Annotated in this window: 12 protein-coding genes; 4 read left to right on the top strand and 8 right to left on the bottom strand. The window is 49.3% G+C overall.

Translation table 11 applies throughout. The features are described from left to right. Nucleotides 1–253: 253 nt before the first annotated feature. The 7 genes from DW350_RS06190 to DW350_RS06160 all read right to left on the bottom strand — a co-directional run bounded on the left by DW350_RS06190 (nucleotide 254) and on the right by DW350_RS06160 (nucleotide 8,071). Complete coding sequence (locus tag DW350_RS06190) at nucleotides 254–1,522, bottom strand: tetratricopeptide repeat protein (RefSeq protein WP_192954830.1); 1,269 nt, start codon at nucleotides 1,520–1,522, stop codon at nucleotides 254–256. A 5-nt stretch (nucleotides 1,523–1,527) separates the two neighbouring features. After that, nucleotides 1,528–2,106 (bottom strand): energy transducer TonB, encoded by a 579-nt coding sequence (locus tag DW350_RS06185; protein WP_336406979.1) that lies wholly within the window; start codon nucleotides 2,104–2,106, stop codon nucleotides 1,528–1,530. Nucleotides 2,107–2,171: 65 nt separating this feature from the next. Further along, nucleotides 2,172–2,576 carry an ExbD/TolR family protein gene (locus DW350_RS06180; RefSeq protein WP_115718035.1) on the bottom strand — a complete coding sequence of 135 codons (405 nt, stop codon included), beginning with the start codon at nucleotides 2,574–2,576 and terminating at the stop codon, nucleotides 2,172–2,174. Nucleotides 2,577–2,588: 12 nt separating this feature from the next. Next, nucleotides 2,589–3,119 carry a MotA/TolQ/ExbB proton channel family protein gene (locus DW350_RS06175; protein ID WP_336406978.1) on the bottom strand — a complete coding sequence of 177 codons (531 nt, stop codon included), beginning with the start codon at nucleotides 3,117–3,119 and terminating at the stop codon, nucleotides 2,589–2,591. Beyond that, nucleotides 3,119–4,477 (bottom strand): MotA/TolQ/ExbB proton channel family protein, encoded by a 1,359-nt coding sequence (locus tag DW350_RS06170; protein WP_115718034.1) that lies wholly within the window; start codon nucleotides 4,475–4,477, stop codon nucleotides 3,119–3,121. The genes DW350_RS06175 and DW350_RS06170 overlap by 1 nt, the downstream gene beginning before the upstream one ends. Further along, nucleotides 4,474–5,202 (bottom strand): DUF3450 domain-containing protein, encoded by a 729-nt coding sequence (locus tag DW350_RS06165; protein WP_264296844.1) that lies wholly within the window; start codon nucleotides 5,200–5,202, stop codon nucleotides 4,474–4,476. The genes DW350_RS06170 and DW350_RS06165 overlap by 4 nt, the downstream gene beginning before the upstream one ends. Nucleotides 5,203–5,608: 406 nt before the next feature. Then, a complete protein-coding gene (locus DW350_RS06160) occupies nucleotides 5,609–8,071 on the bottom strand; it encodes a TonB-dependent receptor (RefSeq protein ID WP_192954829.1) in 2,463 nt (820 codons plus the stop codon). Nucleotides 8,072–8,652: 581 nt separating this feature from the next. Between DW350_RS06160 and dinG the strand changes: the two genes are divergently transcribed. The 4 genes from dinG (at nucleotide 8,653) to DW350_RS06140 (ending at nucleotide 12,764) form a co-directional block, all read left to right on the top strand. Then, complete coding sequence (dinG, locus tag DW350_RS06155; RefSeq protein ID WP_115718031.1) at nucleotides 8,653–10,674, top strand: ATP-dependent DNA helicase DinG; 2,022 nt, start codon at nucleotides 8,653–8,655, stop codon at nucleotides 10,672–10,674. Between the two features lie 84 nt (nucleotides 10,675–10,758). Then, nucleotides 10,759–11,334 (top strand): primosomal replication protein PriC, encoded by a 576-nt coding sequence (gene priC, locus DW350_RS06150; protein ID WP_115718030.1) that lies wholly within the window; start codon nucleotides 10,759–10,761, stop codon nucleotides 11,332–11,334. Beyond that, nucleotides 11,335–11,865, top strand: coding sequence for a DUF2057 family protein (locus tag DW350_RS06145; RefSeq protein WP_115718029.1), 531 nt, complete (start codon nucleotides 11,335–11,337; stop codon nucleotides 11,863–11,865). Further along, on the top strand, nucleotides 11,865–12,764 hold the full coding sequence (locus tag DW350_RS06140) for a histone deacetylase family protein (protein WP_115718028.1): 900 nt from the start codon (nucleotides 11,865–11,867) through the stop codon (nucleotides 12,762–12,764). Before DW350_RS06145 ends, DW350_RS06140 begins: the two co-directional genes overlap by 1 nt. Nucleotides 12,765–12,789: 25 nt before the next feature. Here the strand turns inward: DW350_RS06140 and DW350_RS06135 are convergent, their stop codons facing one another. Then, complete coding sequence (locus tag DW350_RS06135; protein WP_115718027.1) at nucleotides 12,790–13,878, bottom strand: tryptophan 2,3-dioxygenase family protein; 1,089 nt, start codon at nucleotides 13,876–13,878, stop codon at nucleotides 12,790–12,792. Nucleotides 13,879–13,895: the final 17 nt, after the last annotated feature.

Raw genomic sequence — 13,895 nt, 5'->3', positions numbered from 1 at the left:
ACAACTCAATACTTCTACCGCTCCTTCGCTTCAATATCGGGTGCCCTACTTCGGCGCCCAGGATGTGATACAGACTTCGATAAAAGGTGACGCGAAACGATGTCAGCCCATGCTACTTACTCCTTCGTTGATGAGCAATAAACGTTGCTGGGTATGGGTCTTCGGGCAACGCACCACCCGAACGATGGCGATGATTTTAAACGGGCAATAAAAAACCCCCTTACGGGGGTTTTTTTAATAATGGTCAGGACCTTTAAAGATCGACACCATTACCTCTAGCTTCTTCTTTTACGTAGCCTTCCCAGTTTCTCGCTGTTTTGGCAGTCTCTTTGTACTTTTCAGCCAACTGAAGTTGTTTAATCGCTTCTAAGTACTTTTTCGAGTAAAGATAAGCTTGTGCCAACCCAAGATGGGCACGGCCTGGCTCAGAATCAGAAAGTCCAGTTTTCGCGGCAACAGCTTTATTTAAAGCCTTGATAGCGTCGCTGTATTTTTCTTGTTCCAGCAAGAGGTTGCCTTGTTTAAGGAAGTCCTTACCGTTATCACCAACTTCGCCAGCTTGGCCGTAATAATAAGCGGCCTTGCTCAGCTCCCTGGCGTTATGCCAGGTGTTGGCTAACATCGCAAGAGTCCGTTCATCTTTGGATATAATTCCAGCGTTGATGAACTTCTCTTGGATGACGGCGGATTTATAAGGAATATCCTGGTTAGCATAAAGCTGAGCCAAAATTTTGCCTTCATTATCCTTAGTCAAGAAGCCTTGTTTATATGCCAAAGCATAGGTTGAAAGTGCTTTATCGCTGTTATTGATCAGCATGTAAGCCTGACCCAGCTGCATCCACCATTGCTTTTCTTTTGGCTCAAGACGCACCAACTCTTCCAGTACCGGAACCATTGGCTTGTATTGCTTACGATCAAAGTAAGCAGCCAGCTTCAGCACATAAGGGTTCTTGTTGGGCTTCTTATAAAGCTTAATTGCTTTATCAGCCATAGGCACAACCTTAGCCAGCTCTTTCATCTGGTAATAAGCTTGCGCCATCATGGTGTATACATCGGCACTTTCTTTGCCAGAGTAGTCCATCCACTTTTGCAGGTAGACAAGTGATTCTTTCCACTTTTCTTTCTGCTGCAGCATTTGGCCCACTTGACGAAGTGCACTCTCTTGCTCTGACTGGTTCAACGCATCAGCGTCGGCCGCCATTTTAAGGTACTTCAACGCCAGGTCATATTTGTCCTGGTAGTAGTAAACAGTACCCATAAAACGATCGACGTAGGCTTTGTCGTACCCTTCACGAGGTGACATATCCTGAAGGATTTTCAACGCACCGGCATAATCTTCTTTTGAGAACAGATCATAGGCTTTAGTGATTGAACGTCCAACGGACTCAGAGAGTGCATGCGTTTTACGCTTTGGCACCTTCTTAACCTGAACAACGTTGTCTTCAGCAAACGCAGACTGTGCCAGGGTGACAGCGCCAGCAAGCGCTAACACTGTCAGTAAAGAAGAAGCTAATTTACTCATCTTCATTACCTTTTACCCTCCAGTTTGAAGTCCAACTGAACAGTCAAACCAGGTTGTTTAACCGGTTTGCCATCAACGATCTTCGGCTTGTATTTCCATTTGGCCAGCGCACGTTTAGCGGCGCGGTCAAAAATACGTCTAGGGTGAGCGTCGATCACTCTGATGTCTTCCACACCACCAATCTCGTTAATGGTGAAGCTCAGTTTTACCCAACCTTCTTTACCATCACGAGCCGCTTCCACTGGATATTTAGGATCCATACGGAAGATAGGTGTAGCGTCACCATCACCACCGCCCATACCACCACCTATAGAAGGTGCTCCCATAGCGGGGCCGTTACCGTGAGACGCAAAGTTAAGCTTAGGCACATTCAGATTCTGCATCTGTTGTTGCTGCGGCTTATCCGGCGTATCCGGAATCGCTTTCAGCGGCTTTGGCGGCTGCTTCGGCGGCGGCGGCTTTTTGGGCAGCTCCCGGTGCTTCTGCTGGGGAGGTGCTTCCTGAACATTCATTGCGATATCAATCATCGGCGTATCGCCGCTATCAGCATTACGCTTAGCGCCGCCAGAGATCAGGTATGCCATGAACCAAATCAGGACAAAGGTGACCACAATCCCCAGCAATATACTTGCTATGGATCTAGCCATCATTAACTCCCAGGTGATGCGGCAATGGAAATCTTATCGACGCCCGCAGCCTTAACTTGGTCCATAACTGAAACAACAACACCGTTTTTGGCGTCTTTGTCAGCCTGGATAACAACGGAGGCTTCAGGGGTATCGGCCAGCATTTTTTCAACGTTGGCGCGAACACGCTCTACATCTACCTGGCGTTTTTCCATGTAGATGTCGCCGTTTGCCTTAATACCAATAAAGATGTTGGCAGACTTTTTCTTCGTCGCCGTGGCCGCTGTTGGGCGGTTAACATCAATACCGGACTCTTTTACAAAAGAGGTGGTCACGATGAAGAAGATCAGCATGATAAACACGATGTCGAGCATCGGAGTCATATCGATACTGGCTTCTTCCTCCTGCCGTACACGTTTACGTGCCATAGCTACTCTCTCTTAGAACTTGTGCGGCATGCTGTCGACCAATTGATGGCCGGCAACCTTAACCTTGGCATCGAGCCGAGAACTGAAGAACACCCCTGACAACGCAGCAACCATACCAGCCATCGTCGGGATGGTGGCCATGGAAATACCAGATGCCATGAGGCGGGGATTCCCGGTTCCTGTGTTAGCCATGATCTCAAACACGTGAACCATACCGGTTACTGTGCCTAGCAGACCCATCAGCGGACAAACCGCTACCAGGGTGCCAATAAGATGCATGCGCGCGTTCAACTTTTCATTGGCTTGGGAGATCCATGCTTCACGGATTCTATGCGCGTACCAAGATGTGGTATCCGAGCGAGCTTCCCATTTATTAACTGCACCTTTCACCACGGAGGGGAAAGACCAAGTTACATAAATGTAGCGTTCAATCATCAGAACCCACATCACGAACAGCACGATGGCCAGCCAGTAGAGAACAAGCCCACCGGCATTCATAAAATCCCTGACAGATTCCCATAGCTCTATCAGGAAAAGCATCATTACTTAGACTCCTTCTCCGCGTGCTCAGCGATAATGCCAGCGGCCTGCTCTTCCACAATGTGGATGAGAGACTGGCTACGTGAGTACACGATGGAGTGCAAGAAGATCAACGGCAGAGCTGCTACCAGACCCAGTACGGTAGTTACCAGGGCCATAGAGATACCACCAGCCATGATTTTCGGGTCACCAGTACCGAACAAGGTAATAGATTGGAAGGTACCAATCATACCGGTAACAGTACCCAACAGACCCAGCAGAGGAGCTACAGCAGCCAATACTTTGATAACAGATACGCCACGTTCAATACGCGGGGTTTCTTTCAAAATGGCTTCATCCAATTTCAGTTCAAGAGTTTCAACATCAACAGAGCGGTTGTTCTCATAAACTTTCAGGATACGACCAAGCGGGTTATTGTCGCTAGGAGTGCCAGACTTACGTTGTTTGCTGATAGCGGCGCTCATGCCACCCAGAACAACCAGACGCTCGATAACAATCAGCAGACCCAAGGCCAATACTGCGGTGATGATATAACCAACTGAACCACCTTGGTTGTAGCGTTCCCACAGGGTTACTTTCTGAGTCAGAAGGCTCAGGATAGTACCGCGAGAGGGGTCAACGTACAGAGCGGTGTAACCAGATTTGCTGTCTTCGTAGTTTTTAACAGAGTCAGTCATGTAAGACTCTGGCTGACGAGACAATTCACCAACGGTACCGCTGTCGGCGTTGTAAACCAGGTATTCGTTATTGTTCAGCAGGTTGAAAGTACCAACACGGGTAACGTCCATTTCTTTCTTCTCGCCATCAACAGTGATAACGGGAGCTTTGAATTTGACGATTTCACCGGAAGCGGTCATTTCTTTTTGCAGCGCAAACCACAGGTCTTCAAGCTGCGGCAACTCAGGCAGTTCTTTAGACTGAGCCAGTTTCTTCATTTCTTTGTCACGGCCAGGATACTGGGCGGAAACAATAGAACTTTGGAAACGTGATTCAGCGTCACCGGCTACCTGGCGAACAACACCGAACATCTCACCCATGTTACCAGTGGCAAGTGTCAGTTTTTCTTCCAGAGCAGACAGTTTCTTCTCGTTATCAGAGAAGTCTTTAGCCAGCTGGTCGCCACGCGCTTTCTCGTCAGCAAGTTCGCGCTTTGCTTTACTCAACAGAGCTTGTTTGTCAGCACGGGCAGAAAGGAATTCCTGCTCGCGTTGCTTGTTGATCTTGTTGTCAGAAACACGATCGCTCTGAACCTGTTTAAGCAACTGCTCCAAGGTCTTGGCCTGAGGAGCTGCAGCCAGAACAGGTTGGGCTGTAAGTACTAAGCCAGCGGCCAGCACTACGCTCTTCAATACAGTTTTCATTCTGCAGACTCCGGTGCTTCGATTGGCAGTTTGATGAGGTCTGGGGCAGCCTGGTTACGAGCCATCTTGACCGCTTGGCGGATCGAAGTGATGTAGTTGTCACCCAGTTTTTCCCAATCTTTCTTCTCACGGTTCCAGAACCAAGCATTTTGCTGATCCAAAGACAGTGCGATGAAAGCAACCCGACCGATGTGAGCGAAGTCAACAGAAAGCTGTTTACCGTCGACAGGAAGAACGCCCTGCCAAGCTTCACTTTTGGAGCCGTATTCCAGTTCGATCTGATAGGCATCCATGATCTGGCGATAGCGCTCAGACGTGGAGATAGAAGAGTCTTCCATCATGTCACGCAGTTTCTGAATACGCTTGGTACGTTCTTCCTCTTTGAAAGGAATATCGAGTTTTACAAACTCGGCAAGCGAATCGATCATCTTATACATCAGAGGAACAACGCCCTCTTGAGTTTTGGTGATGTTAGCGATTTGCTTGTTGTAACCGGCCATTTCTTTTTGCTGGCTCTCAATAAGCTTAGCAATATGGTCGTTATAAATTTTCAGGTTGTTAGTCTGAGCAACCGTCGTGCGGTAATCCGCAATCAGGTCGTTAGTCTGGTCTGAAATTTTATCGATTTTGGCCTGTGAGGCCGCGGCGGAGTCATTGATATTTTTCTCAACGTCTTGAGAAGATACAAGAGGATCGGCCGCGTGAGCGGCGCTACCGGCAAACATAAAGGCACCGGCAAGGGCCGCAGCGAGTGTGCTTCTCTTGCTTAGTCTGGACATAGTTCCCAACCAACGTCTTATCGTTATGGAGCCCTACTCACGGTATGTGGTAGGCGTTCTAAGGACTGTACTCTCGCATTCAATACGAGGTACACCAGCCGTCGATGATTCCAGATTAGTTTCAGGGTGTCAACACAGCTTAGACAAGGGCTGTAGAGGAGATCACCTTATGGGAAATGAATGCTTTACATCTGGCTTTTATTGCGGTGGGAGATCAATTCCAGACTGTTAAGAATCCTTGGATACCGGCCTTTTTAGGCAGAATGCAACTAAAAATATGCCTCAAAAAGCGAAACTGACTATTACAAAAAAAGGTGGCCCAAGGCCACCTTTTTAATTTTTACGTTCTTTGTTAGAACTTTTGCTCGTAACGGAATTGCAGGGTACGGCCACCGATGTCATACAAGTTGTCATCGATACCACGCCAGCCGGCATATTGCGCTGGAGCATCGCGGTTAAACAGGTTAGCGATACCCAAAGTCACTTTGCCATTCCAAGGGGTGTGGTAACCCGCGGTCAAGTTGGTTTTGGTGTATGAAGGGATCTTGTAGTAAGAATCGCCATACAGCTCATTATCCTGATCGCCGATGTAGCTAAAGTACAGCGATGCAAAATAATCATCCATTGACCAATCAACGCCTAAGTTAGCGCGAAGATCCGGGTAGCCAGTCTGACCGGCGTAATCCGTGTAAGGATCAGAGTCACTAGCTTTATACTTCCACTCATCAATGTAGCTGGCATCCAGGCTCACACCAAAGTCACCGATGCTAGTCGGGATCTTATAGTTCACCTTCATGTCATAACCAGAAGTCTGGTAGGTTGACAAGTTGACATAGCCGCTTTGGATAGACGTGATAGTGCCATCAGCGCCACGGGTAATGTTTGAGCTAGACCCAGTAGCGGCTTCCAGAGCAATGATGTCATCTACGTCCAAGTCTTCGACTTTATTGTCGTACTTGATGCTCCAGTAACCCAGTTCCCAAGACAGGTCTTGAGTGATGTTCCACACAAAGCCCAAGGTGTAGGAATCAGAGGTTTCAGGCTGCAGGTCCGGGTTACCACCGTACCAAGTCAAATGCTGCTGGGTATTTTGGCAGTAGTTCGGATTGCTAGAGGCATTACCTTCCACATCACAATAAAGGGTGTCGTAAGCGTTAGGGAAACTAAATGAACGGCTAGAGTAAAGCTCGCTCATGGTTGGAGCCCGGAAAGCCTCACCCCATGTAGCACGCAACAACAAGCTGTCAGTTGGACGATAAGACAGTGCTACCCGGTGAGTCGTATCAGAGAAGCTGGAGCTAACAACTTCATCACCAGTGTTACCACTTAGTTTGTAATCATCGTTACGGATAGCAGTATCAAGTTCGATGTTGTAGGGCAATTGGAACACGAACTCGGCGTAGAAAGAGGTACGGTCACGTTTAGCATCTACGTCATCGCCACCGGAACCACCGGAAACAAAGCCAGCACCGGATTCAGGGTCTGATTTTTGGATAAATTTCAGATGCTCGTATTCAGCACCAACAACACCGCTCAGTGTAAACATATCGCCGGTATACAGGTCAGTGCTAGCAGAACCGTCGAAAATGTCGCGAACCTGGTCGACTTCCCAAATACCGGTGTGGTTAGCGTCGGTCAGCGCATCGTCAAGGTCGCTATACCAATCTGAAGCAGACTCACCTGCAACGTTAAAGATGTCCAAGTCACCATCGTCAATCAGTGTTTGAACTGCAGTATCGTTGGTCAGGTTATAGTTGTGAGTGGTTTCGGTGGAAGTTGTGTGCTGGTAGTTAACGTTCCAATCAACGCTTTTACCAATATCGGTAGTACCGTCTAAGCCAACAACATAATCAATGACGCTGGTGTCGTACTTTGTATCACGGTTACCTAATTGAGCCGTACGGAACGCAATACTGGAAATGTCATAATCGGTTGGGTTATTCGGATTATCAGCATCCATTGTCAAAGTGGTGGTGGATACGGGCGTTGGCGCGTAACGGCTCCAAGTTTCGTTCTTGATTGCGCTGACACGGCCTTTCAAGGTCAAGTCATCCGTCAAGGAATAAGTAAACTTGGACAGAACGTTATCTTTGGTGGAACTACCATACAGCCAAGTGACGTTACCGTAGGCATAACCGCAGTAATCACCTAAAGAGCTAGACAGTGCACCGGTGTTAGGAGTAGCACCACACAAGTCCATATTGGCGTAATAATGGCTATCACCAGCATCATCGGTGTAGGTGCCACGAGCAACAGGAGAATAGCTTGAGAAAGCAGCATCTTTGCCGTAAATGGCGGCATCAGTAATTTCGTTTTGATCTTCGTGTTGAGCCACAAAAACCAAGCTACCGCGCTCACCAGTAGCACCAGCAGACAACTCATAGCGAGTCGTTAAACCACCATCCACATCCGGGCTTTCGGTTTGAACGCTCAGAGTGACACCGTCAAACTCTTTTTTGGTGATGATGTTAACAACACCAGCTACCGCATCAGAGCCATAAATAGCAGAAGCACCGTCACGTAAAATCTCGATGCGATCAACAATTGCCAACGGGATAGAAGAAGTGTCGTATTCAGAGCCCCCAGAACCACCGGTACCAGGCAAACGGCGGCCATCTAACAGTACCAGAGTGGCCCCCAAACCACGTAAGTCGACGCTAGAAGTGCCTGAATAACCAGAACCATAGCCAGACTTACCACGCCAAGAACCAAAGCTGTTGGCAGCAACGTTATTTAAAACGTCTTCAACAGAGGTATTACCTGAAAGCTCAATGTCGGCGCGCGTGATGATGGTAACAGGAGAGGCAGTCTCCATGTCGACACGCTTGATGCGTGAACCTGTTACTTCGATACGTTCTGGTTGCTTACTACCATCATCCGTAGACGTTTCATCCGCAGCGAATGCAGGCAACGCTACTGACGCAGCGCTAGCAGCAAGCAGCGCCCATCTAACTGAGCTCGCCAGTTTACTATTGCGATACATAACAATTATCTCCCTGGACCATTTACATGGCTTATTGTTTCAGCTTTGTATTAAAAACAGCTGTTGTTATTGGGTTAGCCCCAACCGTCGGGAAAAATATAAACACAGTGGACAACTTGCGTCAACACTATGGTTACAAACCGCAAATCACATCACAATATTTTAATAAAAATAAAATTAAAAAACTAAAATCAATAACTTACACTCAAACAGGAAGCTCGTAAATTTGCACATTTAAAATTTTAATTAGCAACAATTAATAGCAATTGGCACATAAAACTAAGGTTTAACAACAATAGAAGCGGTTCAAAAAATAGCCACTGGTAAAATATTGGTTAATTTTTAACACCTATATTGTCTAATTAATCATTTCTCTCTCTTGCCGTTCCCACTGAGGCGTCGCTTTCAGTACAATGCCGTTATCACCCCGCTTTTCTCTTGAACCCTTGCTTTCCGATAAAACCAAATCAGAGATCCAAACCCTTTACCGCACACTGGGTCAGCAAAGCTCTGGCTTTAAACCGCGCAAGGGGCAGCAGCAGCTAATAGCTGAAGTTGCGAAAACCTTGGCTGGCGATTACCACCGCCAGCAGCGGCTATTGATGGCTCAGGCGGGCACTGGTGTCGGGAAATCATTGGGATATTTGATAGGAACACTACCGGTAGCACGGCACCACAAACGTAAAGTGGTGGTTGCTACGGCAACGGTGGCGCTGCAAGAACAGCTGATAAAAAAAGACATACATCAGCTGGTAAAGGCAGGGCTAAAGGTGGAGGCTCGCCTACTAAAAGGGCGGCAACGCTACTGCTGTTTACACAAACTAAAAGCAGCGGCGACGTCAGCAGATTTGTTTGGTGCCCCCGACTTTTACCAAAAGTTGTTGGCAAGCTATCTCGCCGGAAAATGGGACGGCGACCGTGATAGCTGGCCAAAAGCAATTCCCGCTGAGCAATGGCGAAATATTGAAAGTGACAGGCTAAGTTGCAGCGGTGCTGGACACAGAGATTGCCCTTACTGGAAAAGCCGTGAGAACCCAGACCAGGTCGATTTGTGGGTGGTCAACCACCATGTGTTGTTAACTGATCTTGCCCAAGGCGGAGGCACCCTGCTCCCCGACCCGGATAACACCTTTTACATTATCGACGAAGCCCATCATTTGGCGGAAAGTGCCCGCTCTTTTCTTGAACAGCACAGCCGGTTACTAACCGACAAAGACTGGCTGGTGCGTCTTCCCGGGTTACTGGATGACTTACAAGGCTTGTTAAAAAAGGACAGCCTGGTTGGCCCAACCCTGGTGGTACAAGATACCGCCCAAGAGTTAGCCGGTGGCCAGCAAAGTGTTTACCAATGGCTTCAGCGCCAGTCTTTCATGGGTGAGGAGCAATACCGTTTCCCAGAAGGGAAACTACCGGAGTGGTTGAAAAATGTTGCCGAAGACCAACATGCCGCCGCCCAAAAACTCAACGGTAAATTGCAACAAGTGCTGGCCTTGATAGACAGCGAAAGCACCCCGAAGCTGCTGCCGATACAAGAGCATTTGCTAACGGCCATGGAAGGCGCCGAGCGTTTACAAAAGCTATGGGGGGCATTAGCAGCTGATCAAAACATTCCTTGGGCGAAATGGCTTGAACGTACCGACAAAGACATCGTGCTGTCGGCAGCGCCAATCGAGGTCGCCAGCGAACTCAAATACAAGCTTTGGGAAAACTGCGCAGGGGCGGTATTAACCTCTGCCACCCTACAAAGCCATCAGGGTTTTAGCCACACCGCAAGGGAGCTGGGGCTTAGCAACATGGAGGGCTGCCAATACAAAGTACTGCCCTCACCTTTTGATTACCCCAAGCAGGGGCGATTAATCATTCCCAAAATGAAAACCGACCCCAGCGACCCGGGCTTTACTGATGAACTGGCGGAAGTGTTGCCTAAATGGCTAGATGCCAACGACGCTTCACTGGTGCTCTTTGCCAGTTACTGGCAAATGGAAGCGGTGGCTAAAAAGCTCAATGGTCGCCTGCCAATAGCCCCGCTGGTACAAGGCCGCGAAAACCGCCAAGCCATGTTAAAAGCCCACGCCTTGCGAATTAAAAACGGCCAAGGGTCTATTTTGTTTGGCACAGGGGCACTGGCAGAAGGGCTTGATCTAAAAGGGGAACTGCTAACAAACCTCATCATAACCAAACTGCCCTTTGCGGTACCTGACGACCCGATAAGCCAAGCCCAAGCAGAATATATTGAAGCCAAAGGGGGTAACGCCTTTATGTCACTGGCGTTGCCGCAAGTGGCCAGACGTTTGGTGCAAGCCGCCGGGCGATTGCTGCGCTCAGAAACCGACCACGGCCGGATTGTGCTGTTGGATAGACGTTTGGTCACGCGCCGCTATGGTGCAAAGCTGCTTGACGCCCTGCCCCCCTTTAGTCGCGAGATAGAAAGGTAGTGCTGGGCAATTGTGGCGCTACCCCTTAGTATTTTATCGCGCTGTTATCGGCCATTATTTGGGTTAACAACAAGGCCAACGCCTATGCATGCCATCGACGGTTTAAACCGTTTACAACATACCCTTAGTGAACTTCGCCAACTGGCGCAAAAGGCTGATGGTCTGCGCGCTAAAGAAGGTAAGCTCGCCAAAAACCCTAACCGGGCTCTCTTTCTTGAAGGGCTTTTTCGGCAAAAAGGCCGCGCCTTTGAACCTTATGTTGATGAGCTGCAGCAAAGCCTTGATGAGTTGCAGCAGCAAGCAGAAAACCTTAGCCAACGCGCCATTACCGCTCGCCTGGAACATTTTGAAACGCGCTTTACCGCCCTTAACCGCGCTATTCGCCAGCAACGGTTAACCGACGATACCGGTGCCAATGTACGCCCTATTCTGAACGCCGTTGTTGGTCGCTACCGGCCCCTATATGAAAAACTCAAAGAATATAAAGACTACGAACGTCGTCTTGACCAAAAAATTCGTCAGTTAAAAAATGACAGCTTCATGACAATGCAACATCAGGCTGAAATACTCCGCCAGTACCAACGCTTGGGGCGCTGCCGCCAGGCGATCACTGAATTGGAAGAACGTCTGGAGTCCCTTGAGGCTACCTGGAGGCAATAAATGCGTTTTAAGTCATTACTGGCCCTTTCTGTTTTTGCCCTGTCGGCCCACGCCGCCGAAGTGAAACTGGCTGATGCCGTCTATGTTTATCAAGCCGACAATACCGAGTTTAAAAATTATCTGTGGCATAAAACCGACCACATCACCCTTAGCCCCGGTAAACATCAGCTGAAAGTCAGCTACTCCTGGATCTTCCCTGACGGCTTCGAGTCCAACACCAAGGTGGAGACCGACCCACACTGGATAACCATCGACATTCCAACCGACGGTAACTACCTGCTTACCACACCAAAACTCATTGATGTTGATGCTGCCAAAAAATGGCGTGAAAACCCCCACTATCTACTGGAAACAATAAAAGGCCACCAATTAGCCGCCTTAACGCCACGCCCTGACGCACCGCCAAAACAGCTACCAAGCGATCCTGTAAAAGCGCAAAACATGGCCGAACAGCAGCTCAAATATTGGTGGAGCCAAGCCGATGCCGATACCCGCCAGCGCTTTGAGCAGTGGCTTAAATCCCAGCACTGATGCTGCCGCTGGTTTACCACTCAAGTTACAGCTTTCCTTTGCCGGCCAATCATCGCTTTCCGGTCGGCAAATACGCGTTGCTCAAAAACGCTCTGGCCGGCGATTTTGCCGCCGTTGCTCACCAATACTTTAGCGCCGAGCCAGACGCTGATTACCCAAGGTGCTGGCACGAGCCAAATTACGTTGAGGGCTTTCTCACTCAAAGCCTGCCCACCATGATGGCGCGGCGTATTGGTTTTCCCATGAGCGACAAACTGATTGAGCGCACCCTGGCGGCCAATAAAGGCACCTTGCTCACGGCAGAGCTGGCGCTGGAACATGGCCTTGCCTTGCACTTGTCCGGTGGCTACCACCATGCCCATTTTGATAAAGGCGGCGGTTATTGCATCTTTAACGACTTAGCCATGGCGGCCCAAACCCTGGTGGCACAAGGCCGTGCCAGGCGAGTACTGGTATTTGACTGCGACGTACACCAAGGTGACGGCACCGCCACCATGCTTGCCAAGCATCCTGACTGCATTAGCGTGTCAGTGCATGCCGCCCGCAACTACCCGGCCAAAAAGCCCGATTCTGACCTGGATATTGCACTGGCCGCCGGTCTGACCGACCACGACTACCTCAGCGCCATGGTTGATGCCCTTGAGCTGTCGCTGCGTTACTTTCAGCCTGACTTGGTGCTCTATGATGCCGGTGTCGATATTCACAGCGACGACGAACTGGGGTATTTCAACGTCAGCAGCCAAGGCCTTTATCAACGTGATTATCAGGTGCTAAAACGCTGCCTTGAAAAAGACATTCCGGTGGCCGCGGTGATTGGCGGTGGCTACCAAACCGAACTGCAAAAGGTGGTTGATTTGCACCGGTTGCTTTTTAAAGCCGCCGCCGCTTTAAAGCCATAAAAGGCGGGCATAAAGCCCGCCTTTTTTATTCGCCACTCAAGCTAAAACCAAGGCGCTTTTTCACCGCCTCGGGTAGCGCAGGCAAAGCATGCTTGGGTAGCAGGTAGGTTGATATGGCATACAGATCGCCAAAAAGACGATTCGCCTCGGTATTGCGACGCAAATAATCGCTGCCGGATGAACCGCCAGTACCAATTTTTGAACCCAACATGCGCTGCACCATCAACACATGGCGGTAGCGCCAAGCCGTGAACTGCTCATCAATTTCCATCAGGGTGGTGAGTAGCTGAAACGGCAGTTGAAACAGCGGCTCGTCACGGTAGAGGTTAATAAAAAGTGCCGACATTAAGGCGTCGTGGCTAAAACGCAGCTGCCCCTGTGCTAACAGTTTCTGATAGTGTTTTTCATCAAATAGCGCCATAAAGCGCTGGCGAGTGCCGTTAAGTTCAGACAATTGCTGAGCCAGCTCGTCGCCCTCAAAGGTAGCGCGAATAATGGCTTCATCAGAGTCCAACATGGCCTTGGCGCCGCGCTGGTAGTGCGACCAAAAAGCAAAGCCGTCAAATGCCAACAATGGCAACCGCGACAGCCAGCGCTGCAACTGGCAGCTCAAGCTGTCTTGTTGCTCTATTGCTTGCAGGTAGGCCCGGTCTTGGTCATTGAGCCGTGAATAGAAAAACGCCTGGTCGGCCGCTGTGCGTTGGCCGCGCCGCAAGCCCAGGCGAATTTCCAGCTCTTTAAACTGCACCGACTGAAAACCAGAGGCCGGCACCAGGTAGTCTCGGAATTCTAAAAACTCCTGCGGCGACATGGTTTCCAGCACGCTAATTTGCTCGTTAATGAGCTTTTGAATGGCGGTAAAACGCTTTAGTCGGTGCACCACTGTTGCAAGCGCGTTGTCATCAAGAACCGCTTCGGCAAACAGCGCCATTACCGATTTCAACTCAAACAGCAGCTGCTTAAACCACAGTTCATAAGCTTGGTGGGTAATGATGAAAAGCATTTCATCATGTGCCGGAGCGCCCTGCTTTTCACTTTCCATGGCTTGGGCGTCAAGTAATTTGCTAAGTTGCAAATAATCGCTGTAATAGCAGGCGTTAGAATTTTTGCGCATAACCTGTTTCTGCCTGT

Source organism: Gallaecimonas mangrovi (assembly GCF_003367375.1).
Lineage (GTDB): Bacteria > Pseudomonadota > Gammaproteobacteria > Enterobacterales > Gallaecimonadaceae > Gallaecimonas > Gallaecimonas mangrovi.
The sequence above is the reverse complement of the archived record's forward strand: the minus strand, read 5'-3'. Positions and strand labels throughout refer to the sequence as shown.